This window comes from Haloplanus salinarum, assembly GCF_009762275.1.
Taxonomy (GTDB): domain Archaea; phylum Halobacteriota; class Halobacteria; order Halobacteriales; family Haloferacaceae; genus Haloplanus; species Haloplanus salinarum.
Genome location: NZ_CP034345.1, coordinates 1,873,323 through 1,895,294, shown reverse-complemented (window position 1 = coordinate 1,895,294; position 21,972 = coordinate 1,873,323). Strand labels below are relative to the sequence as shown.

Sequence of the window (21,972 nt, the reverse complement as noted above, 5' to 3'; positions counted from 1 at the left end):
GCGCCGTGGCCGCCGCTGGGGCGTGGGTGCACGGAGAACGGAAACGGCGGACGGATCGCGGCCGTCATACTGTTTATCGTAAGTCACTACCGGTGGTTCGCCGAACCACCGGTAAACAGTACAATAAACCGTATCAGTCGTCGGTCGTGTACTGCCGGTCGTAGCCGAACGGCTCGTACTCGCGGCCGCCGCCCTCGTAGAACTTCCCGAAGAACTCGACGTACTCGAGACGCACGGCCTGCAGGCCGGCGCTCGTGACGCCGAGGGCGAGCACGAGCAGGTGCCCGACCACGAGGACGACGATGCCGAGGACCAGCATCCCCGGCCCCATGTTCATCAGCCCCTCGAACATCACGGTGCCGTGGGGCTCGCCCGAGTACATGAAGTGGTACTCACCCTCGGCGGCGTAGGCGCCGAAGAAGAGGAGGTTGACCGTGAAGGCCATCCCCGCCTTCGCGAGCAACACCGCGGCGATCCGGGTGTACGACAGCGCGTTGACGAACACGTTGAGGAACTCGATGGCCTCGACGGGTTCGCCGATGATCAGCAACACGAGGCCGACGGCGAAGAGCACGCCGGCGACCATGCCGACCGTCGGCCCGATGCCGAGGCCGGCCTCCAGGCCGACGATCTCCCACACGTCGTACAGCAGGGCGGGCTTGGCGTTCGCGGCGTGCTCCGAGAACACCCACACCCACAGGCCGTTGAGCATCAGCAGCCACGACCCGCTCTCCAGGACCGCGTGCTTGACGTCGTGGAACTGGTAGTTCTCGACGAAGTCGAACAGCCACCCGATGTTGAGGTGGAGGACGCCGACGAGGACGCTGATGACCAGCCACGCCTGCGCCCAGAGCAGGTAATGCGGCTGGAGGCCCTTGTGCAGGGGTGCGTGGCCGCCCCAGAGCAGTTTCGACACCTGGTGGGTTCCGAAGAGTTCGCCGTAGAGGATACCGAACAGTATCGTGAAGATCCCGGCGAAGACGGTCACGCCGCCCATGCTCCGGAAGGCGTCGCTGTCGAAGTTGGTGAGGAGGTAGTAGCCGATGAGGGTGTAGACCACCCCGTAGCCCACGTCGCCGATCATGAACCCGAAGAACGCCGGGAAGGTCAGAAAGAGGACGACCGTCGGGTCGAACTCCGCGTACTTCGGGCGGCTCACCGCCTGGGTGAGCACCTCGAAGGGCTTGACCACCCCGGGGTTGTCCTGGACGACCGGCGGGTCGTCGTCGTTCATCACGACGCCGCCGCCGTCGGCCCGCACCTCGTCGCCGCCGTCGGCGGCCGTCGCCCCCTCGACGCCGCCGGCGACGTCCTCGCGGACCGCCTCCTCGCCGTGGGCGTCGAAGGTCGCCCGCTGGAGTTCCTCGACCTCCGCGTGGTCGCCGACCGCCTCGGTGATCGCCGCGGCGAAGTCGGTGTACTCCTCGCTCGGGATCCAGCCCTCGGCGACGAAGGCGTTGTCCGTCGTCGCGAAGGAGAGCGGCGCCTCACGCTTCTGGACGTCGATGGTGAGTTTCTCCTCGGCGGCCAGCAGGAAGCCCGCGGCGTCGAGTCTCACCTCTTCGAGTTCGTTCTCGACGGTCCGGAGCTTCGATTCGAGCTGCTGTTTTCGGTGGTCGAGCTCCGAGACGTACTCCTCGGGGGAGCCCTCGGCGTCCGGGACTTCGAGTGCGGTGAAGTCGACGCCGACCAGGGCGTCCGTGATCACGTCGTCGTCGGCGCCCTCGACCGGTCGGGCGAAGATGGCGATCACGCCGTCCTCGGCGAACAGCTCGACGTCCTCGATGCCGTCCGCGTCGACCATCGCGCGTTCGACCTCGTCGGCGTTCCCCTCGCCGACCACCACGTCGAGCGTGTCGTAGCCGGCGAGCAGGTCCAGATCGATCCCGAGCGTCGCGAAGGGCTCGACCGCCGAGAGCCGGTCCTCGACCTCGCCGAGTTCGCTCCGGATCTCGTCGCGCCGGTCTTCGAGGTCGTTGACGCGCTCGCGGATCTCCCCGAGTTCCTCCTCGAGGGCGTCGTCGGTGACGATCCGCGTCGGGCCGGCGTCGGCGTCGTCCACGTCGAGAATGCTCTCGATGGAGCGGACGGTCACCAGCTTCTCGGAGGCCTCCTCGGCGCCGTCGATCGGGTTCCCCGGTTCGAACCCCTCCCAGGTCCCGTCGTACTCGGTGACGTGAAGCAGGTTACGGTCGTGGACCGCCTCGACGACGTCGTCCATGACCGCCTTCGAGCCCGTCACCGACACTTTGCTCATCCGCTCAGGTCTGAGCATGCACCGCCTCCTCGAACTGTGCGATGGCGAATTCGATCGCCTCGTCCATCTGCGCCTCCGCCTGAGCGATGAGTTCCTCCCGAGTCTCCTCCCCGTCCTGCCGGATCTCCTCGGCCTCCGCTTCGATTTCGGCGGTGGCTTCCTCGAGGCGGCGCTCGGCCGCCTCCTCGGCCTCGCGTTCGGCCTCGGCGCGGATCTCGTCGGCCCGCTCCCGCGCCTCGGCGATCCGTTCCTCGCGGTCGGCCTCGGCCTCCTCGACGATCCCTTCGGCGTCGTCCTCGGCCGTCTTGATCCGTTCGAGAACCTCTGGTCTCGGCATACTACTGATCGTTGGAACCTTGCGGTATCGGATATAAGGTGTTTGCGGAACGCTACCGCCGACGACTGCCCTCACTCCGTCAGCGGGAGGACGACGCCGAAGACGAGCGGCGACAGCAAGAAGAGACACACGCCGAGCACCTCGGCGTCGAACAGCAGCGTCGCCTCCCACGCCGGGAGTCCGATCCCCAGCGCGTGGGCCGCGAGTTCGCCGAGCGCGCCGACCGCGAACAGCGCGAGTCCGAGCAGCGTCCCCCGCTTCGTCCACGCTCCGTAGTCCAGATCGCCGTATCGTCCGGCCATACGCCACGCTCGACCGCTTCGGGGTAAGAAGGTTGCGCTCGTCGACCGAAAGATACAGCATCGGACGCCGTCTGCCGGCACGTATGAACGCGACCCTGCTCGAACTGGTGCCCGCCCTCCTCGAACTCGCCGCGTTCGGCCTCGGGAGCGTCGGCCTGTCGGTTGCCGGGCTCTACGTCGAACGCGTCGCCCTCGCCACCGCCGAGAGCGGGCAGGTCAAACTCGGGGCCTGGATGGGGTTCATGGGCGCGATGGCGTTCTACTTCGCCTACCTCATGGCGACGGACAAGTTCCGGCCGAAACTGGCGACGGTTCGACGGCGGCTGGCCGAGTGACGACTCGCTCGCAAAAGCTGGAGCAAAACCCTACGCCAGCGGCGTCCGCTCCACGACCGTCCCAGTCCCACCTTTTCCTCGCTCGCTACGCTCGCTCGCAAAAGCTGGAGCAAAACCCTACGCCAGCGGCGTCCGCTCCACGACCGTCCCAGTCCCACCTTTTCCTCGCTCGCTACGCTCGCTCGCAAAAGCTGGAGCAAAACCCTACGCCAGCGGCGTCCGCTCCACGACCGTCCCAGTCCCACCTTTTCCTCGCTCGCTACGCTCGCTCGCAAAAGCTGGAGCAAAACCCTACGCCAGCGGCGTCCGCTCCACGACCGTCCCAGTCCCACCTTTTCCTCGCTCGCTACGCTCGCTCGCAAAAGCTGGAGCAAAACCCTACGCCAGCGGCGTCCGCTCCACGACCGTCCCGTCCACGGTCGGGTACTGCTCGACGATTTCGCCCTGGCCGACGTCGCCCTCGTCGACCATCTCCTCCAGCAGCCACCACGCCAGTTCGACGTGGTCGGATTTGACGGTGTAGAACTCCTCGGGGATGCCCAGTTCCGCTAGGCGCTCCTCGGTCACCCAGGTCTTGCCGTAGACGAGGGTCCCGTCGTCGGTCACCTCGTCGAACTCCCGACGGATGCTCCGGGCCATCCGCTTCAGCCGGCGGCGGTGCTGGGCGGCGTCCTTGAACACCGAGGTACAGAAGTAGACTCGGTCGTGGTCGCCCATCACGTCCAGAATCTCCTCTTTGGGCGACTCGACCGCGCTCATGTGCCCCTCGCGGAGGTCGTAGCCCGCCTCCTGCATCCGCCGGTAGTTGCCGTCGGACATCTCGAACTCGTTGATGTTACAGAACTCGGCGGCCCCCTCGTCGAGGAACTCGAGGAACTCGGGTTCGGCGCGGATTCCCGGAATCTCGAACGCCGGGGTGAGGCCCTCCTCGCGGGCGATATGCAGGATCTCCTCCCACTCGGTGCCGTGGAGGTCGCCCCAGAGATCCAGCGGCGGGTGGAAGCGAATCTCGTCGAGGCCGGCCTCCGAGAGCCGACGCATGTTCTCCCGGCCGCCCGTGATACCGGTGTAGAGGTGCGTGTGGTGGTCCTCGCCGAACTCGTCTTTCAGCAGGGAGAGGTAGTGGCAGGTGCGGTCCAGCGACTCCTGTGGTTCCCCGCCGGTGATCGACGTGCCGAGGGCGTCCATCCGGCGTGCCTCGGTGAGGACGTCCTCGTCGGATTCGACCTCCCGCTCGTTGGCGTAGACCGTATCGACGTTCTTCCGGTTCTCCCCGAGCGGACAGTAAAAGCAGTCGCGCTGGTCGCAGTAGCCGTAGACGAACAGCACCATCTTCCCGCCCTTGGCGCACTGTTCACAGCCCTTCGAGATCATTCGTTGTTCACGACTGGTCCCCGAGGTTGGAAAACCCGTCGGTACGGAGTCCGTGGCTGTCGGGGCGTCAGTCGCCCCGGCGGGCCAGCAGCCCGACCGCCAGCAACGCGGCCACCGCGCCGATACCCCCGAATCCGGGGCCGATCCCGGTCGTCGCCGTCCGTCCGCCGGCGTCCGTCGTCGACGTGGACGCCGTCGGGGGCGGCGTGCGTGTCACGACCGGCGTCCCGGTAGGTGTCGCGGTCGGCGTCGGCGTCGCGGTCGGGGCCGCCGTCGGTCGGTCGAGCACGACGACGCCGAACACGGAGAACCCTGGTGTCTCGGCCGTCAGGACGACCACCCGGTCGTCGGCCCGCGCGACGGTCGTCTCCAAGACCCGAAGCCCGTCACCGTCGTAACGGACGATCCGGAGACGCTCCGGCGTCCCGCCCATCGCGTCGACCGTCGACCGGGCTACGGTGATCCTGAGCGACCCGCCGTCGGACGCTACGTCGCCCGGTGGCCTGATATCGACGGCGCCGAGGACCCGTCCGTCCGGTTCCGGCGCCACGCTCGGGAACGACCCGACCGGGTCGACGGTGACCGACCCCGTCGTCGCCGACCCGAACGTCACTCCGACCTCCTTGACTGGACCGGCGTGGACGGTCTGAGACACCGAATCCTCCCCGACGAGAACCGATCGGCCGACGTCGTCGCGGGTGCTTCGCTCGACGACCCCGGTGAGGGTGACGGTGATCGTGCCCTGGTCAGTGCCACCGTTTCCGTCGTCGACGGTGTAGGTGAAACTGTCCGTGGCCGTCTGACCGGCGCCGAGGCTCCCGAACTGGCCGTTGGGATCGTAGACCCAACTGCCGTCGCTGTCGACGGTGACCGTCGCCCCGCTGTCGAGGGTGACCATGCTTCCCGAGGCGAAGCTCTCCCCGTCGACCGCGCCGAGCGAGAGCGAGTCTCCCTCGACGTCGGTGGACAATTCCAGCAGATCGGCACCGTCCCCGTCGTCGACCGTGAGTAGGCTGTTCTCGTCGGTGGTGGCGGTGTCGTCGTTGGCCGTGGGCGCGTCGTTGACCGGAGCGACGGTGACGTTCAGGGTCGCCGTGTCGGTGCCGCCGTTGCCGTCGCTCACTTCGTAGGTGATACTGACATTGGCGGTCGCGTCGTCGCCGGGGTCGAACTGGATCTTGTCGTTGTTCGGACCCGTGATCCGGGCCGTGCCGTGACTCGGACCGTTCGTGATGGCGCTCACGTCGAGGGCGTCGCCGTCGACGTCACTGTCGTTGGTGACGACATCGACAGTGACACTCGCGTCCTCGTCGGTCGTCGCGGAATCGTCGCTCGCGGTGGGTGCGTCGTTGACCGGATCGACGGTGACGTTCAGGGTCGCCGTGTCGGCGCCCCCGTTACCGTCGCTCACTTCGTAGGTGATACTGATATTAGCGGTCGCGTCGTCACCGGGGTCGAACTGGATCTTGTCGTTGCTCTCGCCCGTGATCTGGGCCGTGCCGTGGCTTGGACCGTTCGTGATGTTACTCACGTCGAGGGCGTCGCCGTCCGGGTCGGTGTCGTTGGCGACGACGTCGACGGTGACACTCGTGTCCTCGTCGGTGGTGGCGGTGTCGTCGTTCGCAGTCGGGGCACCGGCGATCACGTTACTCCCCTGTGTGGTCGCCGCGCCGCCGAAGAAGTTGAACGAACCGGCATCGTTCTTGGTCACGTTGATCGTGACCTTCTGGAGCGTCTTGCTCGAGTTCGTCTTTACGGCGTAGCCCCAGATTCCGGCTTCGTTGGCGTTTTTGTAACTAGTACTGTAGTATCGATCCATCCCGTCCCGAACCGCGTAGCCGGGGTCGCTCGGTCCCGAGGTATTGAACCAGTCGGGGACGGTGAAATTCTGTGATGTCTCGGTCGATCCGTCGGTGTAGTTGAGTTTGATCTTGAACTTCGCCGGCGTGCTCGGCCCGGCACCCCCGGCCGACGCGACGACGTGGGTGGTGTTGTACTGGCCCTTGGTGACCGACGCCGTCACGCTCCCCGTCCCGGTGGTCTGCCACGCGTTGCTGTCGTTGGAGTCGAAGTCGGCGAGGTCGAACTTCGGGTGGACACCCGCCGTTGCGGCGAACACGCCGTCGTCCGGAACGCCTTGGTCGGCGGGATTACCGTTGTTCTGTGCCACCGACGACGAGACGAGCGAGTAGTCGCCGTTGTCGAAATCGCCGGCCGTATCGTCGTTCGCCCCGCGCACGACGTCGGCGTTGTAGATACCCGAGAACTCGAGTTGGGACGTCGTCTCGGCCGTAGCCGTCCCCGAGAACGCGACAACGCCGGCGAACGCCGACGTGACCAGCAGCACCGACAGGGTAACTGCGCGCAGTTTCGACGCCCTCGACATCACGACTGTCCCGAGACGTGTTCGTGCACACTCGTCCAGTCGGGCGACTGGGGCTCTATCTGCCCGTCTGTGCGCCCGACTGCTTGCTGATCACGCGACGATTCCAGTGATGGACCTGTCGTGGCCACGGCTTCATCAGACTCGTGATTCATGCACAGTAATGGAATAGATGTAACAAAACCGTTCGGATCGCGCTGTATCGGGATGTGAGCCCGTATGGAGGGAACTGCGCGAGGAGGTGATCGACGACCGTCGGAGACGACCGAAGACCGACGATCAGCGACATCCCGACGCGTGCCGAACGTGTTTTTAGGGTTCCGGCACTCTTATCGACGACCATGCCGTACGATCCCGACACAACGGCAGTCGTCGTCGTCGACATGCAGAACGGCTTCTGTCACCCCGACGGGAGCCTCTATGCCCCCCCGAGCGAGGCGGCGGTCGGCGAGGTGGCGTCGCTGGTCGACCGGGCCCACGAAGCGGGCGCACGCGTCGTCTACACGCGCGACGTCCACCCGCCCGAGCAGTTCGACGGGACCCACTACTACGACGAGTTCGACCGCTGGGGCGAACACGTCCTCGAAGGCTCGTGGGAGGCCCGCCTCGTCGACGAACTCGACGTCCGCCCCGCCGACCACGTCGTCGAGAAACACACCTACGACGCGTTCCACGACACCGAACTCGACGGCTGGCTCTCGGCCAGAGGGATCGACGACCTGCTCATCTGTGGCACCCTCGCCAACGTCTGTGTCCTCCACACCGCCGGGAGCGCGGGGCTGCGGGACTACCGACCCGTCCTCGTCACCGACGCCATCGGCTACATCGAGGAGACCGACCACGAGTACGCCGTCGACCACGCCGACTGGCTGTTCGGCGAGACGACGACCGTCGACGCCGTCGACTTTCTCCCCACCTGCTGACCCGATAGCAATAGTTATTATCTGAGCGCCGATGTGTTAATACATGACGGTGGTCAGCGTCTCGATGCCCGAGGAACTGGTAGAGCGGATCGACGCCTTCGCGGACGAACACGGCTACACCGGCCGGAGCGAGGTCGTCCGCGACGCCTCCCGATCCCTCCTCGGCGAGTTCGAGGACAAGCGACTGGAGAACCGCGACCTCATGGCGGTCGTGACGGTCATCTTCGACTACGAGACCACGAGCGTCGAGGAGCGAATGATGGGGCTCCGTCACGACTACGAGGGGTTGGTCGCCGCCAACTTCCACAGCCACGTCGGCTCCCACTACTGCATGGAGCTGTTCGTCCTCGAAGGGCGGCTGGAACCCATCTCCACGTTCGTCGGCAAGATCCGGGCGACCCAGGACACCCTCAGCGTCGACTACTCGGTGATGCCGGTCGACGAGTTCGGGCCCGCGGTGCCGTCCGAGTGAATCAGCCGGACTCCGCCTCCGACTCGACGACGATGGCACCCCTCGCGCCGAGCGAGTGGTGCGGCGCGCAGGCGTAGCGGTAGGTCCCCGGCTCCTCGAACGTGTGTTCGAACCGGACACCCGGCTCGGTGTACACCTCCGTCCCGATGTCGGCGTCCTCGAAGCGGATCTGGTGGGGTCCCCCCGTCCACACCCAGCGGACGGTCGTCCCGGGCGACACCCGGGCCGCCGGGGGCGAGAACGTGAAGTCGCTCTCCCCCTCCGCCGAACCGACGGTGACGAGTGGCGACGAGTAGTCCCGCCAGTCGACGACCGTCCCGTCGTAGATGTTCACCCCGGCCAGCCAGTCGTCGACGGCCGGATAGTCGCTCGACGGGGGGTCGGCCACGACGACGACGCCGATCATGCCGGCGTCGCGGCTCGGCTCCGAGACGTAGCGATAGACCCCACGCTCCTCGAACCGGTGGGCGAACGTCGTCCCGTGGGATCCGACGGGGGCACCGCTATCGAACGCCCCGTCGGCGGCGACGACGTTCGCGGGGTCGCCGCGACCGCTCCACTCCCACGTGACGGTCGTGCCGGGGACGACGCGGACGGCGGCGGGCCCGAACGCGTCGTGGCCGTGGCCCGCCCCGCGGCCGTCGCCGACGGTCACCGTCGGGTCGGCGTCGGGGGCGTACCGCTCGACCGCCCCCTCGTAACCGTTCGCGTCGGCCAACCAGTCGTCGAGACAGCCGCAGTCGTCGTGATCGTGACCGGCGCCGGACGTCGCGCCGGTCGATTGCCCTCGTGCCGTGCAGCCGGCCAACGCGCCGGTGCCGAGGAGGGAGACGGTCACGAACTCGCGCCGGGACCAATCGGACGGATCGTGCATAGCTTTCACACCTCCCGTCGGGCTCCCCGCGGGCGAATAAAGTACTCCGGGGCGCGTTCCCGGATTCTCGGAACGCTCCCGTCCGGCGACTCCCGGCCGTCTCCGCCCCATCCGTTTTGTCCCTGGGGGACCGATCGATCCCCCGTGACCGACCTCCGCTATCTGCCCGCCGCCGACGGCGTCACCGAGTTCGAGGCGACCGTGACCGAAACGACCGACGACTACGTCGTCCTCGACGGGACGTACTTCTACCCGGGTGGCGGCGGCCAGCCCCCGGACCGGGGCGAACTGTCGTGGGACCGCGGCCGGGCGACCGTCGTCGACGCCGAGAAGAACCACGGCGACGTGCGCCATCACGTCGCCGACGTCGAGGGGTCGCTCCCCGAACCGGGTGCGACGGTCACCGGTCGGATCGACGCCGGCCGGCGCGACCGACTCCGCCGGACCCACACCGCCCAACACGTCGTCTCGCGGGTCGTCCTCGACGAGTACGGGGCGGCGACGGTGGGCAACAGCGTCTCGGTCGACGGCGCCCGGATCGATTTCGAACCCGCCGACTTCGACGACGAGGACCTGGCGACAGTCGAGCGCCTGACCAACCGGATTCTCGACCGGGACCTCCCCGTCGAGAAGGTCGAGCGCCCCCGTGCGGCCGTCGAGGACGCGGTGCCGGAGGGGCGGACCCAACTCGACTCCATCCCCGAGAGCGTCGATCCACTCCGGGTCGTCGCCATCGGCGACTTCGACCTGTGTCCCTGCGGGGGGACCCACGTCGACCGGCTGGGCGAGGTGGGGGCCGTCCGGCTCACGAACCGCGTCTCGAAGGGGGCTGACGTCGAGCGGATCGAGTACGTCCTCGAACCCTGATACGGAGTACTGTAACTGTTCACCGGTGGTTCGACAGAAGTCCGGCGAACCACCGGTAATGACTTACGCCAAACAGTATGACGCCGGGGCCACGTATTTCGGAGCGGAGGCCGTACCGCCGGTATGCTCAGAGCGGCGCTACACGCGTTCGGTTACGCGGTTGCCCACGTCCTCTTTCTCGGTGCCGACACCCCGACGACCGTCGCCCGTCGCCTCCGCTTGGCCTACCGCCTCGTCGGCGTCGACGTCGTCGAGACCCCGCGGGTCGACGACGTCGAGCGGACGGTCTTCCTGTGTCCCTACCGGAACCTCGGCGCGGCGTGGTTCGGCGAGAAGTGGCTCTGTCACGACGTCCTCGACCGCGTCGACGACGGCTACGTGACCTACCTCCGACGACACAGGGATATCGACTACCAGCGACCCCGCGGCTGTGCCGACCTGGCGTACTGCGACGAGTCGGCGTACTGTTATTCGGAGGTGTCCGAGCGCCGGTAGATGGCCCGAGACCTCCGGGAGCGGATCGCCGACCAGTTCTCCTACCGCGGCGAGCGCGCCGACGTCTGGCGGGGGTTCGACCACCTGCTCGACACCGAGGCCTTCCTCAACCTCGGCTACTCGCCGTGGTATCTCCCCCACGCCGTCGGGTCGAGCCAGGCGCGGCTCGCCGACCGCCTCGGCGACCGACTCGCGGCCGCGCTCCCCGCGACCGACGGCGTCCGCCTCCTCGACCTCGGCTGTGGACGGGGCGGCCCCGCCGTCCGCCTCGCCGAACGCTTCGGCTTCGACGTGATCGGGGTCGACCTCGTCCCCTACAACGTCCGCCGGGCCGCCGAGACGGCCCGGTCGGCCGGCGCCGATCCGGCGTTCGTCGTCGGCGACGCGACCCGCCTCCCGGTCGTCGCCGAGGCGGTCCCCGCCTGCGTCGCGGCCGACTCGATCGTCTACGTCCCCGACACCGCGGCCGTCTTCGCCGAACTACGGCGCGTCCTCGAACCCGGCGGCGTCATCGTCTGTTCGGACCTCGTGGCGGCCCCGGACGTCGACGACGCCGCCCGCCGCGCGGTCGACGCCTTCGCCGACGCGTGGGACATGCCGCCGCTTCTCGCGGCCGACGCCTACGAGCGCGTCGTCGCGAACCACCTCGCCGTCCGTTCCGTCGAGGACGTCACCGCCCACAGCGTCGGCCGGTTCCGGACCTGGACCGCGCTGTACCTGCGGTTGGCGGACGCGCTGGGCGGGCGGCCCCTCGCCGCCGTCCTCCGGCGTCTGGACCTCGATCCCGCGGCCGTCACCGAACGGATCCGCCGGGCCCACGATGCCCTCCCGCATCTCCGGCACGTGGTCGTCGTCGCGGAGCGGTAGGCTCGGATCGACGGACCCAAACGGGACCCCCGTCTACGGCCCGCCGATGGACATCCGGTTTCTCGGCGGGGCTCGCGAGGTCGGTCGGAGCGCCGTCCTCGTGAACGACCGCCTCCTGCTGGATTTCGGGATGCTGACCGGGAACCCGCCCCAGTTCCCGGTGGAGACCCCGTCCCCCGGGGCGGTCGTCGTCAGCCACGGCCACCTCGACCACGTCGGGACGGTCCCGTCGCTGCTCTCCGGTGACGACCGACCGCCCGTCCACTGGACGCCGCCGACGTACGAACTCGCGCTCACCCTCGCTCGGGACACGCTCAAGCTCCACGGCGGGTCGTACCGGTGTCCGTTCACGGAGAACGACCTCAAACGCGTCACCGAGGTCTCGGAGCCACACGGGTACCGTGAGACGTTCGCGGCGGCCGGCCACGAGGTGACGCTCTACGACGCCGGGCACATCCCCGGCAGCGCGCACGTCCTCGTGGACGACGGCGACACCCGGCTCCTCTATACGGGCGATTTCCACACCGACGACCAGCGGCTCGTCTCGGGGACGACCGCGCGGCCGGACGCGGACGTGGTGCTCTGCGAGAGCACGTACGCCGACGTCGAACACGAGGCCCGGGAAGACGTCGAGCAGCGGTTCGCGCGGAGCGTCGAGCGGACGCTGTGGGAGGGCGGTACGGTCGTCGTTCCGGCGTTCGCGATCGGACGCACCCAGGAGATGATGCTCGTCTGCGAGGCGTACGACATCCCCTGTTACGTCGACGGGATGGGGAAAGGCGTCACCGAGATGCTTCGGGGGTATCCCGAGTTCGTCCGCGACGCCGACGCGCTCCGGCGGGCGGCGTCCCACGCCCGGTTCGTCACCGGGCGCGACGGACAGCGCAAGCGCATCACCGACCAGAAGGCGGCGATCATCACCACCAGCGGGATGCTCTCCGGCGGCCCCGCCATGACCTACATCCCCGAGATCCGGGCCAACCCGACCAACAAGGTCACGATGACCGGCTATCAGGTCGAGGGGACCCCCGGGCGGGACCTCGTGGAGACGGGGAGCGCCGAAATCGACGGCCGCGTGATGCCCGTCAGCGCGCAGGTCGAACAGTACGATTTCTCCGCCCACGCCGACCGGACCGGCCTCCGCGAGTTCCTCGAGTCGTACCGGGACACGCGCGTGTTGGTGAACCACGGCGACCGCTGTGTGGCGTTCGCGGCGGAACTCGCCGCCGACGGCTTCGAGGCGACGGCGCCCGCGGTCGGCGACGAGTTCACCGTCTGATCACTCCGCCGTGTCAACGACCCGGTAGTTGATGTTGCCGTCCCGGAGGCGATCCAGGTGCGTCGAGAGTTCGTCCGCGACGGCGAGCAACAGAATGTCGAGCCCCCGGGCGGCGGCCTCCCCGACGGCCTCCGGCGTCCCGAAGCGCACGTCGGGATCGAGGTCGGCCGCCTGCGCCGCCGCGTACGCCTCGGTGCCCGCCGTCGCGACCAGGTCCGCGTCGGCCGCGTGGCCGGCGAACGTCGCCGTCTCCACCGCCGCGCTCCCGCCGTCCTGCACCCGGGGGATCGAGACGGCGGTCACCCGCCCGAGGTCGTAGTCGAGGACGCCCTCGAAGTCGGTGACGCCCACGTCACGCCCCGGATCGGCGCTCGTGACGGCAACCGCGGTTGTGCTTCCCGTCGCGCCGGGCGTCGCCCGGAGGACGCCGCCGCGCATCGACAGCGAGACCGCCTCGCCTTCCATGATCGGCGCGGTGGCGAGTGCGGTTTCGATCTCGACCTGGCCGATCACGTCCTCGGCGACGTGGCCGACGAACTCCCGGAGTTCGTCCGTCCGCCCGATGAGCCAGTCGACGCCTTCCTTGGTCACCTCGTACCGCCCGCGCCCGGGGCTCCGGACGTATCCCTCCTCGATGAGCCCTTGGAGGTAGTCGCTTACCGCCTGTGCGGTGATGCCAATGTCGTCCGCGATCTCCCGCTGGCTGACGGCCGGCTGTCGCTCCGCGATGCCGACTAGGATCTGATACCGGGTCGCGGCACGCTTGCTCTGCAGGACGCCAGCCTCGCGGTCGGCGCTCTCTTCCATCGCCGTCACTCCGCCCGCGCTCCTCAAGTATTTTTTCCCTAGTCCGGGCGCGGTTGTGATTCTCGTGCCAGCACGGAAATCAGACTTTCGCCTGGAAAAGTAAACTTGTACGTCGATCAACCACGCCTGTCGTTCCCCTCGTACCGATTGATCCGGAACTCGGCGTAGCCGCCGTACGCGACGTCGAGCGCGCCGACCCACCAGTTCCACCGCTCGGCGAGCGACGCGCCGTCGGGGGCGTCCGCGAGTTCCGCGACGACCGTCTCGGCGTCCGGCGCCGTCCCCCGGTCGGTCGTCAGGCGACCGGAGTCCGTCAGATCCCGGGCCGCTCGGACCACTGCCCGACGCTCCCCCGCGCCGGCGTCGAAGGCGTCCGCGAGCGCGGCGTCGAGGCGCTCTTCGTCCACGCTACCGCCACCATTCGCTTCGTCGCTCGCGGTAGCTCGCGTCCCGGAACGGCGGGGGTTTCTCCCCGTCGGCCTCGGCGCCGAAGACGTGTGCCAGCCAGTAGCCGACGTGCCACCCCACCGCGTCGGTGTCGAGGTCGACCAGCCGGATTTCGACCCGCTTGTACGTCTCGATGGCGCCGTCGCCGTCCGGATCGGTGCCGTACGTGTTGACACACGAGCCACTCGAGGCCCCGCAGGTCGGCGTCGCGCCGAACCGGACGCGGACCGTCGCGTTCGGCGCCTCGGTCCGCTCGAAAGAGAGGTTGTCCGGCATCCCCGGCGCGCCCGACTCGTAGTAGGACAGCGCGTGCCCGACCTGCCGGTCGACGCCGTCCGGGTCCGAGGCGTTCTCCCGGTCGACCCGGACGGTGAAGTCGCCGTCGGCCCAAGGGAACGCCCGCTCCGTCGCGTTCGGCTGCGGTTCGGTGTAGATGACCGACCGCGCCTGCATCACCGACTGCGGCTCGTCGTCGTGCCCCAGTCCGAGCGTGTGTCCGAGTTCGTGTTCGGTGACGAGCGTCGTCGAGTCGTTCGACAGCCCCGTCTTCACCCACACCGTCTCCGGGCGGTCGATCATCCGGGAGTCGGTGATCCGTGGGGCACACCCGACCGCGTCCGCAACGCCCCCACAGTCCGGCAGCGTGTCGGTGAACGCGATCACGAGGTCCGGATCCGCGGCGTCGGGCCGCACCTCGTACTGCACCGGGAAGCCGAGGTACTGCTCGCCGTTCGCCTCCCAGAACGCCGCCGCCTCGCGCACCCGCGGCGCGAACGCCCGGTCGCGCTCGCCCTCGTTGCGGACGGCGATCACGACGGGGTCGACCCCCCACGGGTTCCCGTCCGGATTCGCCGTCGCCGCCGACCCCGTCGGCGTGGCCGACTCCGCCGGCCGCGTCGTCGATCCGTCGGCCGCCACGGGGGTCGGCGTCGGCGTCGCCGTCGTCGCCTCCGGATCGAGCGGCGTCGTACACCCCGCGAGGACGAGCAGCCCGACGACCACGAGCGTCCGCGCCGTCATACGCACCCTCCGTGGCGGGCGTTCAAAAACCGTTTCCCCTCGACGTCGGGTAGTGTTCAGATAAGCTGGTGAAACCGGGGATACCTCGAAAGCCCCGCCTCGCTGGAGTCGGGGGCCTCGCTGCGCGCGCTCCCTGCGGTCGCGTGCTTGCGTCGGCCGCCTTCCTCCAGCAGCGAGGGAGCGAAGCTCCCTCGGGCAATCGGGCGGCTTCGCCGCCCGATTACGAGGCGCCCCTTTCAATCCCGCCCGACGGCGGCCGGTCGGTCAGCCGATGCGGGTGGGACTGAAAGGGGCCGGCGTCTCGGCGCGCCCGGACGATGCAAGCACCGCAACGCAGTGAGGAGCGCAGCGAGTCCCGGGAGCCGAGACGTCGGGGGCTTTCGAGGTGTCCCTAATCCGATTGCGCTAATCTGAACAGTGCCCGACGTCGGGCGTGGACCCCGTCGATGTGCGGTGCGGACGAGCTCAGTCCGACCGCGTCGCCGCGGCTACAGCCGACAGGGCGACGAGCGCGACGAACCAGCCGAACCCATCGCCACTCCCTCCGGTCGATTCGGGACTCGGCGTCGCGGTACCGCTCGGCGTCGTGGTCCGCGTCGACGTCGCGGTACCGCTCGGCGTCGCCGTGTCCATCTCGCTCGGCGACCGATCCGACGTCGCCGTCCGCGTCGGCGTCCGTACCGCCGTCCCCGGGCTCGTCGGCGCGACGACCGCGAACGTCGAGAACCCGGGCGTCTCGGCCGCGAGTACGACCGTCCCGTCGCCACGATCGATCACCTCGGTGTCGAGTCGCCGGAGGTCGTCGCTCCCCCGTTCGAACTCGACGACCCGGAGCGCCGCGGGATCGACTCCCGTACCCTCGACCGCCGATCGCGGCACGGCGATCTCGACGGTCGCGGATCGGCTCGCCGCATCGTCGGGGACGGTTACGTCGACGGCCGCGACGGTCCGTCCGTCGGGGTCCGGGGCTGCGTCGGGGAGGCTGCCGACCGACTCGACGGCGACGGCACCCGTCGTCTCTCGGTCGAACTCGACGGTCACCCGACGTGCAGTCCCCTCGTACAGCGCCTGAGTCACGGAGCGCTCGCCGGCGAGGATCGACTCCCCGATGCCGGCGCTCCCCCCGCCACCGGACGCACCGCCGGCGGTCTCGGCGGTCGGATCGCCGACCACGAAGACGGAGAACCCGGGCGTCTCGAACGACAACCGCACGCTACTTCCGGTCACGCTCTGGACCTGCGTCGCGAGGGGCTGGTAGCCGTTCCCGCCGCCCACGTACCGCCACACCTGCGTGTCGTTCGGCTCGCCGATCCGACTTCGGTCGACGACGATTTCGACCGTCGCGTTCGCGCCACTCGCCGGCTCCGGCGCCGTGATCTCGACGTACGACGCCACGCGGTTCACGTCGCCGCCGCCGCTCGTCGTCGCGTTCGGCACGCTCGACGGCTTCGACGACAGGTCGCTGACCGTCGCCGTACCGCTCTGCCCCGCCGTGTAGTCGATGCTCGCGTCGACGACCTCCGTGCCGTTCACGTCCAGCGTCCCGGTCGAGGTGCCGTCGACGACTGTGCCGCCCTCGCCGCTCTCGGGGTCGCCGAGGACGACGACCGGTCCGAAGCTGGTGAGGTTGGCCGTGACGGTGTTGGCCGCCGAATCGGGGGTGCTCGCGGCCGGCGCGTACGACCCGGACGCGGAGTCGTATCGGGCGAGTACGAGGCTCGATTCCTGCAGTCCGAGCGTGTCGTTGGTGGTGTAGTCGACGGTCACGTCGGCGAACGCGCCGGCGTCCAACCTGCTCAGTTTCCCGACAGTCCTGGCCCGCTTCCGCTCGTCACCCGGGGACGGGGACGTAGCCGACCCCTCGAACGAGACGTTTTTCGCTTCGATGGCATCGAACGTCGTCGCTCCCACGGTGACGTTCGAGGCGTCGAGCGGTGCCGGTGACACCTCGAAGGTGTCGGTGGTCGGCTGCACGTTCAGCTCCGGCCCGCCGTTCGCGGTCAGCGTCGTGTCGACGATCCGTGACCCGGTCTGCGGGCTGATGTCGATGCCGGCGTTCCCGTTGTCCCGTACCGTCGCGTTGGCGATCAGGAGTCCTCTGGCGCTTCGGTCCTCGAGGTACACGCCGTCGTCCGAGTTGTTCGCGACCGTGGCGTTCCGCAGGGTCGCGTCGAACCCGTCGTTGACGATTCTGATCCCGTCGCCGTTGTTCCGGGCGACGACGTCGGTCAGGGTGGCGTTTCGATCCTTGACCCTGAACCCCACATCACTGTTGTTCCGGGCGACGACGTCCGTGAGGGTCGCGTTCGGCTCTCTGACGTTGAATCCCTCGGGGCTCCCCGTCGCCGTCACGTTCCGGAGCGTGATGTTCCGTTCGTCCACCCTGACGCCGGACTCGGAGCCGTCGCCGTTGTTCGACGCACGGCTGTCCGTCAGGACCGTCCCCTTCGCGACCTTGATCCCCGCGCGTCCGTTGTCGGCGGCGGTGACGTTCGAGAAGGCGTTGTCCCCACCCTGGTCGTGCAGGCCGTAGTAGCGGTTGTTCCGGACGCTCACGTCGTCGACGGTCACGTTGCTGGCGTCGACCGCCAAACCGGTACCGCCACTCCCCTTCTGGGTGAGATTCCGGACGACGACGTTCGCCGCCTCGACGTCGAGACCGTTGCCCCAAACCGTCACGTTCCGGACGGTGGCGTTCTTTCCTTTCACGAAGATTCCCGAACCGCCGAAGGTGTTCTTCGCGTTGTCCAAGACGACGCTGTCGACCAGCGTCCCCCCTTCGCCGAGTCTGATCCCGGTGTCACCGTGCCGGGTGATCGTCACGTCGTCGAACGTGTTGTTCACGTACCCCGTCGCGCTCACTCCGTAGTCGCTGTTGTTCGTCACGATCGCGTCCCGAACGGTCGTGTTGGCCGCGCTGATCTCTAGCCCGTCGCCGTTCCGCTTCGCGGTGACGTCGACGATAGTCGCGCCGTCGCTGCCGAACGTGGTTTTGAGCCCGTCCCAGTCGTTGCCAGTCGCGGTGAGATGGCGGACCGTTCCCGAGATTTCGAGCCGGACGCCGTGTTCCCCGTTGTCGACGGCGGTGACGTTCGACAGCAGGACGCCGTCGCCCTCGTTGGCGATGATCCCGTTCGCCGCGTTGTCCTCCACGGTCACGTTCCGCAGCGTCGCGTTCGTGCTGACGGACTCCGACTCCCCGACTTCGAACCCCTCGGTGCTACTGTTCGTGACCGTGACGTTCTCGTAGGTGTTGTTCACGCCGGCTTCGAGAACCCCCTTGCCGCTCGTGGTGTTGTTCACCGTCACGTCCCGGATCGTGTGGTTCGCACTGTCGATCTCGAGACCGGTGGACGAAGCCTGTCGGATCGTCATCCCCGTGATGGTCGAGCCGTTCGATATCCCTTGGTAGAGGCCGACGCTTCCTCCCTCGACCGTCGTGTTCCGGATGGTCCCGTTGGCGAAGTCGATGCCGTGGTTGTTGCTGTCGATGACTTCGACGTTCCGGAGCGTCACGTCGGCGGCGCTCAGGCTGCCGATTCCGTCGCCTCCGGAGTCGACGACGGTGAGGTTCCGCACCGTCGCCCCGTCGACAGTCACGTTGACGGCGGGATATCCGAGTGAAACACCGCCACCGTCGAGTCGGCTGTACCCGCCGTCGAGCACGATTCCAGCCGTCGAATCGATGTCGACGCTCCCGTTGAACGTCCCACCGCCGACGACGACGGTGTCGTTCTCGGCGGTCCCGTTGTCCAGCGCGAACTGGATGGCCGTCGCGCTGTCGGTGTAGGAGACGTTTACGTCCGCCTTCGCCCCGGCGTAGGAGGCGTTGATCGTCCCCGTCGTCTCGTCGACCCGATACGTCGCGTTGACGGTGCCGTCGCCGTCGGTCAGCGAGACGGCGAGTTGTCCGGGATCGGCGGTTGGCGGCGGGTTGCCGCCGGAACTGGCGGCGGCGGTCCCGCCGAACGCCCCGAGGCCGCTCGTGACGAGCAGGAGCGCTATCGCTACCGCCGTGAGGCGTATCCGTGTTCCCCCGGTCATCGAGATGCGATTTCGATCGGCGATACTGTTAGAAAGATGTCACCATCGGTCGACCCGCTGTCACTCGATCGTGTCCCCCACATATCCACCGACGACCAGGTCGAGTCGGAAAAAAGTGGTGTCGAAACTGACGGACGGTGCGCCGATCCCCCGCCTCGCGCGGCTCACTCCTCCGGTTCGACGTTCGCCAGCCGCATCGCGTTGCCCGTCACCGCGAGGCTCATGCCCATGTCGCCGATCACGACGGCGTGGATGACGCTCACCAGGCCGAGCGGGGCGCCCGCCGCGAGGATCATCTTCACGCCGAGCGACGACCAGATGTTCGTCTTGATGACGTGGTTCGCCCGCTGGGCGAGCGCGACGAGGTAGGGCAGGCGCGTCAGGTCGTCGCCCATCAGCGCCACGTCGGCCGTCTCGATGGCGGTGTCGGTGCCCGCGGCGCCCATCGCCACGCCGACCGTCGCGGCCGCGAGCGCCGGCGCGTCGTTGACCCCGTCGCCCACCATCGCCACGCCGCCGTTCGTCCGGTTCCAGGGCAGGCGGGCGTCGTCGGCCGCGGCCGCCTCGGAGTCGGCCGCGAACTCGCGGATCGCCGCCACCTTCTCGTCGGGGAGGAGGTCGGCCCGCACCTCGTCGATCCCCACCTGCGACGCGATGGCGCGGGCGGTCCGCTCGTTGTCGCCGGTCAGCATGACCACCCGCTCGATGCCGAGGTCGTGCAGGCGGTCGACGGCCGCGGCGGCCGCCGGGCGGACCGTATCGGCCACGGCGATCACGCCCTCCAGTTCCTCGGCCGTGCCCACGAGGACGACGGTCTTGCCCTCGGCCTGCAGGCGCGGGACCACGTCGTTCACGAGGTCGAGGTACGCCCCCTGGCCGTGGTCGCAGGCCTCGGGTTCGAGGTCGGCGCCGACGGCGAGGCCCCCGTCGGTCGCGATGTGGGCGTGTTCGAGGTCGAATCCGAGCGACTCGAACAGCGCCGGCTTGCCCGCGTAGTGGGTGACGCCGTCCAGGTCGGCGCGGACGCCCTCGCCCGTGATCGACTCGAAGTCGGCCACCTCGCGGTCCGGCACCCCGGTCTCCGTCGCGCGGTCGACGATGGCCGTCGCGATGGGGTGTTCGCTCCGCCGCTCCAGCGCCGCCGCACACCCCAGGACGTCGTCCTCGCTCGCCCCGTTCAGCCCCACCACGTCCGTCACGCCGAGTTCGCCGGCCGTGATCGTCCCCGTCTTGTCGAGGGCGACGGTGTCCACCTCGCCCATCGCCTCCAGGCGGTCCCCGCCCTTGATGAGGACGCCGTTGCGTGCCGCGCTCGTGATCCCCGAGACGACGCTGACCGGCGTGCTGATGACGAACGCACAGGGACAGGCGACGACCAGGAGCGTCAGGCCGCGGACGAACCACGTCTCGAACGCCGCGCCCACGAGCAGCGGCGGTCCGAGCGCCGTCGCCACCGCCAGCGCCACCACGACCGGCGTGTAGTACGACGCGAAGCGGTCGACGAACCGCTCGCGCTCGGATTTGTCGCGCTCCGCGTCCTCCACCAGGTCGATCACCTTCGACAGCGTCGACTCCGCCGCTGGCGCCGTCGCCTCCACCTCCAGATACCCCTCGGCGACGATGCTGCCGGCGTACACCTCGTCCCCCGGCGCGACGTCGACCGGGACGCTCTCGCCCGTGATCGGCGACTCGTCGACCGCGCTCCGGCCCCCGTGGACGACGCCGTCGACGGGCACGCGGTCGCCCGGCCGCACCACCACCAGGTCCCCGACGGTCACCTCGTCGACCGGCACCGTCTCCTCCTGGCCGTCCTTCCCCGCCGCCCCGCGTCGCACCGTCGCCGTATCGGGCGAGAGATCCATCAGCTCCGACATCGACGACCGGGCGCGGTCCATCGAGTAGCGCTCCAGGAGTTCGGAGACCGAAAAGAGGACCGCGAGCGTCGCCGCCTCGAAGGGCAGGTCGACGGCGATGGCGCCCACCACGCCGGCGCTCATCAGGAAGTCGATGTCGAGGCTGCGGGTCCGCGCCGAATACCACCCGTTCCGCAGGATGGCCTGCCCGGCCACCGCCGCCGCGAGGACGTACAGCGCCCAGTCGACGGTGATCGTCCGCCCGAACCCGGTCGCGAGCGTCGCGTTCGCGCCCGTGAGGGCGTACTCGAAGACGACCCCGAGGAGCAGGGCGACGGCGCCGACCCCGGTCTTCAGCGCACGCCGACTCCGCCAGATCGACGACTCCGTCCGGTCGCCCTCGACCACCTCGTAGCCCGCGTTCTCGACTGCCGCCACCACGTCGCCGCGGGTCGCCCGCCCGGGGTCGTAACTCACCTCGACCCGACCCGACGCCGGTCGGGTGTCGTAGTCGACGACGCCGTCGAGACCGGACAGCGCCGACTCGACCTTGCCGGCACACGACGAGCAGTCCATCGACGGCACCGCGAGCGTCTCCGTCTCGACGTCAGCGACGGCGTAGCCCGCCGCGTCGACACGCCCCCGGACGGCCTCGGCCGTCGTCTCGTCGGGGTCGTAGTCGACGATCAGGGTCCCCGACGCCGGCCGCGTCTCGACCGTCCCCACCCCCGCGAGCGTCCGGACGCTCCGCTCGACCTTGCCGGCACACGACGGGCAGTCCATGGCCGGGACGGACGCCCGGAGGCGCTCGCCCCGGGCCGTCCCGTCCGGGCGGCGGTCGGCGCCCGCCGCCCCGTCGTCACAGTCGCACTCGTCGCTCATCAGCTCGCCCTAGCCGTCACGTCTATATTAATCCTCTTGCCAATATACGGGATCTAGAGTGGAATGTTTGCCAAAATAAGCTGAATCAATTAATAATTCGTCCCCGGATGTTCGGCGTCGCCCGCGCGCCGGGCGCGTCGGCCGCGACGCTCGG

The 21,972-nt window shown here is 68.8% G+C and carries 18 protein-coding genes; 7 read left to right on the top strand and 11 right to left on the bottom strand.

Annotated elements, in window-relative coordinates; genetic code table 11:
* Positions 1-133: 133 nt before the first annotated feature.
* The 3 genes from EI982_RS11100 to EI982_RS11090 form a co-directional block, all read right to left on the bottom strand.
* Positions 134-2,275: a V-type ATP synthase subunit I gene (locus EI982_RS11100; RefSeq protein WP_157689767.1), complete on the bottom strand. Its 2,142-nt coding sequence runs from the start codon at positions 2,273-2,275 to the stop codon at positions 134-136.
* On the bottom strand, positions 2,262-2,594 hold the full coding sequence (gene ahaH / locus EI982_RS11095) for an ATP synthase archaeal subunit H (RefSeq protein ID WP_157689766.1): 333 nt from the start codon (positions 2,592-2,594) through the stop codon (positions 2,262-2,264). The genes EI982_RS11100 and ahaH overlap by 14 nt, the downstream gene beginning before the upstream one ends.
* 71 nt (positions 2,595-2,665) lie before the next feature.
* Positions 2,666-2,896 carry a DUF7860 family protein gene (locus EI982_RS11090; RefSeq protein WP_157689765.1) on the bottom strand — a complete coding sequence of 77 codons (231 nt, stop codon included), beginning with the start codon at positions 2,894-2,896 and terminating at the stop codon, positions 2,666-2,668.
* 83 nt (positions 2,897-2,979) lie between these two features.
* Between EI982_RS11090 and EI982_RS11085 the strand changes: the two genes are divergently transcribed.
* Positions 2,980-3,231: a DUF8151 family protein gene (locus EI982_RS11085; protein ID WP_157689764.1), complete on the top strand. Its 252-nt coding sequence runs from the start codon at positions 2,980-2,982 to the stop codon at positions 3,229-3,231.
* 378 nt (positions 3,232-3,609) lie between these two features.
* Here EI982_RS11085 and EI982_RS11080 read toward each other — a convergent pair whose 3' ends face one another.
* A complete protein-coding gene (locus EI982_RS11080; RefSeq protein ID WP_157689763.1) occupies positions 3,610-4,605 on the bottom strand; it encodes a radical SAM protein in 996 nt (331 codons plus the stop codon).
* 67 nt (positions 4,606-4,672) lie between these two features.
* Positions 4,673-6,991 (bottom strand): Ig-like domain-containing protein, encoded by a 2,319-nt coding sequence (locus EI982_RS11075; protein WP_157689762.1) that lies wholly within the window; start codon positions 6,989-6,991, stop codon positions 4,673-4,675.
* Positions 6,992-7,329: 338 nt separating this feature from the next.
* Between EI982_RS11075 and EI982_RS11070 the strand changes: the two genes are divergently transcribed.
* Complete coding sequence (locus EI982_RS11070; RefSeq protein ID WP_157689761.1) at positions 7,330-7,911, top strand: cysteine hydrolase family protein; 582 nt, start codon at positions 7,330-7,332, stop codon at positions 7,909-7,911.
* Between the two features lie 43 nt (positions 7,912-7,954).
* Positions 7,955-8,383 carry a CopG family ribbon-helix-helix protein gene (locus tag EI982_RS11065; protein ID WP_157689760.1) on the top strand — a complete coding sequence of 143 codons (429 nt, stop codon included), beginning with the start codon at positions 7,955-7,957 and terminating at the stop codon, positions 8,381-8,383.
* A 1-nt stretch (position 8,384) separates the two neighbouring features.
* Here the strand turns inward: EI982_RS11065 and EI982_RS11060 are convergent, their stop codons facing one another.
* Positions 8,385-9,257, bottom strand: a complete 873-nt coding sequence (locus tag EI982_RS11060; RefSeq protein WP_157689759.1) for a halocyanin domain-containing protein — start codon at positions 9,255-9,257, stop codon at positions 8,385-8,387.
* A gap of 144 nt (positions 9,258-9,401) precedes the next feature.
* Here EI982_RS11060 and EI982_RS11055 point away from each other — a divergent pair, with 144 nt between their 5' ends.
* The 4 genes from EI982_RS11055 to EI982_RS11040 all read left to right on the top strand — a co-directional run bounded on the left by EI982_RS11055 (position 9,402) and on the right by EI982_RS11040 (position 12,765).
* The gene (locus EI982_RS11055) at positions 9,402-10,124 is read left to right on the top strand and encodes an alanyl-tRNA editing protein (protein WP_157689758.1); all 723 of its coding nucleotides are present in this window, start codon (positions 9,402-9,404) and stop codon (positions 10,122-10,124) included.
* A 123-nt stretch (positions 10,125-10,247) separates the two neighbouring features.
* Positions 10,248-10,619: a hypothetical protein gene (locus EI982_RS11050; RefSeq protein ID WP_157689757.1), complete on the top strand. Its 372-nt coding sequence runs from the start codon at positions 10,248-10,250 to the stop codon at positions 10,617-10,619.
* Entirely contained in the window at positions 10,620-11,486 is an 867-nt protein-coding gene (locus tag EI982_RS11045; RefSeq protein ID WP_157689756.1) for a class I SAM-dependent methyltransferase, read from the top strand.
* Between the two features lie 46 nt (positions 11,487-11,532).
* The gene (locus EI982_RS11040) at positions 11,533-12,765 is read left to right on the top strand and encodes an MBL fold metallo-hydrolase (RefSeq protein ID WP_157691156.1); all 1,233 of its coding nucleotides are present in this window, start codon (positions 11,533-11,535) and stop codon (positions 12,763-12,765) included.
* On the opposite strand, the gene EI982_RS11035 is transcribed toward EI982_RS11040, so the two are convergent.
* The 5 genes from EI982_RS11035 to EI982_RS11015 all read right to left on the bottom strand — a co-directional run bounded on the left by EI982_RS11035 (position 12,766) and on the right by EI982_RS11015 (position 21,818).
* A complete protein-coding gene (locus EI982_RS11035; protein ID WP_157689755.1) occupies positions 12,766-13,572 on the bottom strand; it encodes a DUF7839 domain-containing protein in 807 nt (268 codons plus the stop codon).
* A gap of 116 nt (positions 13,573-13,688) precedes the next feature.
* Positions 13,689-13,979 carry a WNWW family protein gene (locus EI982_RS11030; protein WP_157689754.1) on the bottom strand — a complete coding sequence of 97 codons (291 nt, stop codon included), beginning with the start codon at positions 13,977-13,979 and terminating at the stop codon, positions 13,689-13,691.
* A gap of 1 nt (position 13,980) precedes the next feature.
* A complete protein-coding gene (locus EI982_RS11025) occupies positions 13,981-15,039 on the bottom strand; it encodes a matrixin family metalloprotease (protein ID WP_157689753.1) in 1,059 nt (352 codons plus the stop codon).
* A 465-nt stretch (positions 15,040-15,504) separates the two neighbouring features.
* Positions 15,505-19,083 (bottom strand): right-handed parallel beta-helix repeat-containing protein, encoded by a 3,579-nt coding sequence (locus EI982_RS11020; RefSeq protein WP_157689752.1) that lies wholly within the window; start codon positions 19,081-19,083, stop codon positions 15,505-15,507.
* A gap of 164 nt (positions 19,084-19,247) precedes the next feature.
* Positions 19,248-21,818: a heavy metal translocating P-type ATPase gene (locus tag EI982_RS11015; RefSeq protein ID WP_157689751.1), complete on the bottom strand. Its 2,571-nt coding sequence runs from the start codon at positions 21,816-21,818 to the stop codon at positions 19,248-19,250.
* Positions 21,819-21,972 lie beyond the last annotated feature (154 nt).

Excerpts from the sequence above, each read along its gene's own strand:
- EI982_RS11100 (WP_157689767.1), bottom strand. The coding sequence starts at position 2,275 with ATGCTCAGACCTGAGCGGATGAGCAAAGTGTCGGTGACGGGCTCGAAG.
- ahaH (WP_157689766.1), bottom strand. The coding sequence starts at position 2,594 with ATGCCGAGACCAGAGGTTCTCGAACGGATCAAGACGGCCGAGGACGAC.
- EI982_RS11090 (WP_157689765.1), bottom strand. The coding sequence starts at position 2,896 with ATGGCCGGACGATACGGCGATCTGGACTACGGAGCGTGGACGAAGCGG.
- EI982_RS11085 (WP_157689764.1), top strand. The coding sequence starts at position 2,980 with ATGAACGCGACCCTGCTCGAACTGGTGCCCGCCCTCCTCGAACTCGCC.
- EI982_RS11080 (WP_157689763.1), bottom strand. The coding sequence starts at position 4,605 with ATGATCTCGAAGGGCTGTGAACAGTGCGCCAAGGGCGGGAAGATGGTG.
- EI982_RS11075 (WP_157689762.1), bottom strand. The coding sequence starts at position 6,991 with ATGTCGAGGGCGTCGAAACTGCGCGCAGTTACCCTGTCGGTGCTGCTG.
- EI982_RS11070 (WP_157689761.1), top strand. The coding sequence starts at position 7,330 with ATGCCGTACGATCCCGACACAACGGCAGTCGTCGTCGTCGACATGCAG.
- EI982_RS11065 (WP_157689760.1), top strand. The coding sequence starts at position 7,955 with ATGACGGTGGTCAGCGTCTCGATGCCCGAGGAACTGGTAGAGCGGATC.
- EI982_RS11060 (WP_157689759.1), bottom strand. The coding sequence starts at position 9,257 with ATGCACGATCCGTCCGATTGGTCCCGGCGCGAGTTCGTGACCGTCTCC.
- EI982_RS11050 (WP_157689757.1), top strand. The coding sequence starts at position 10,248 with ATGCTCAGAGCGGCGCTACACGCGTTCGGTTACGCGGTTGCCCACGTC.
- EI982_RS11045 (WP_157689756.1), top strand. The coding sequence starts at position 10,620 with ATGGCCCGAGACCTCCGGGAGCGGATCGCCGACCAGTTCTCCTACCGC.
- EI982_RS11040 (WP_157691156.1), top strand. The coding sequence starts at position 11,533 with ATGGACATCCGGTTTCTCGGCGGGGCTCGCGAGGTCGGTCGGAGCGCC.
- EI982_RS11035 (WP_157689755.1), bottom strand. The coding sequence starts at position 13,572 with ATGGAAGAGAGCGCCGACCGCGAGGCTGGCGTCCTGCAGAGCAAGCGT.
- EI982_RS11025 (WP_157689753.1), bottom strand. The coding sequence starts at position 15,039 with ATGACGGCGCGGACGCTCGTGGTCGTCGGGCTGCTCGTCCTCGCGGGG.
- EI982_RS11020 (WP_157689752.1), bottom strand. The coding sequence starts at position 19,083 with ATGACCGGGGGAACACGGATACGCCTCACGGCGGTAGCGATAGCGCTC.
- EI982_RS11015 (WP_157689751.1), bottom strand. The coding sequence starts at position 21,818 with ATGAGCGACGAGTGCGACTGTGACGACGGGGCGGCGGGCGCCGACCGC.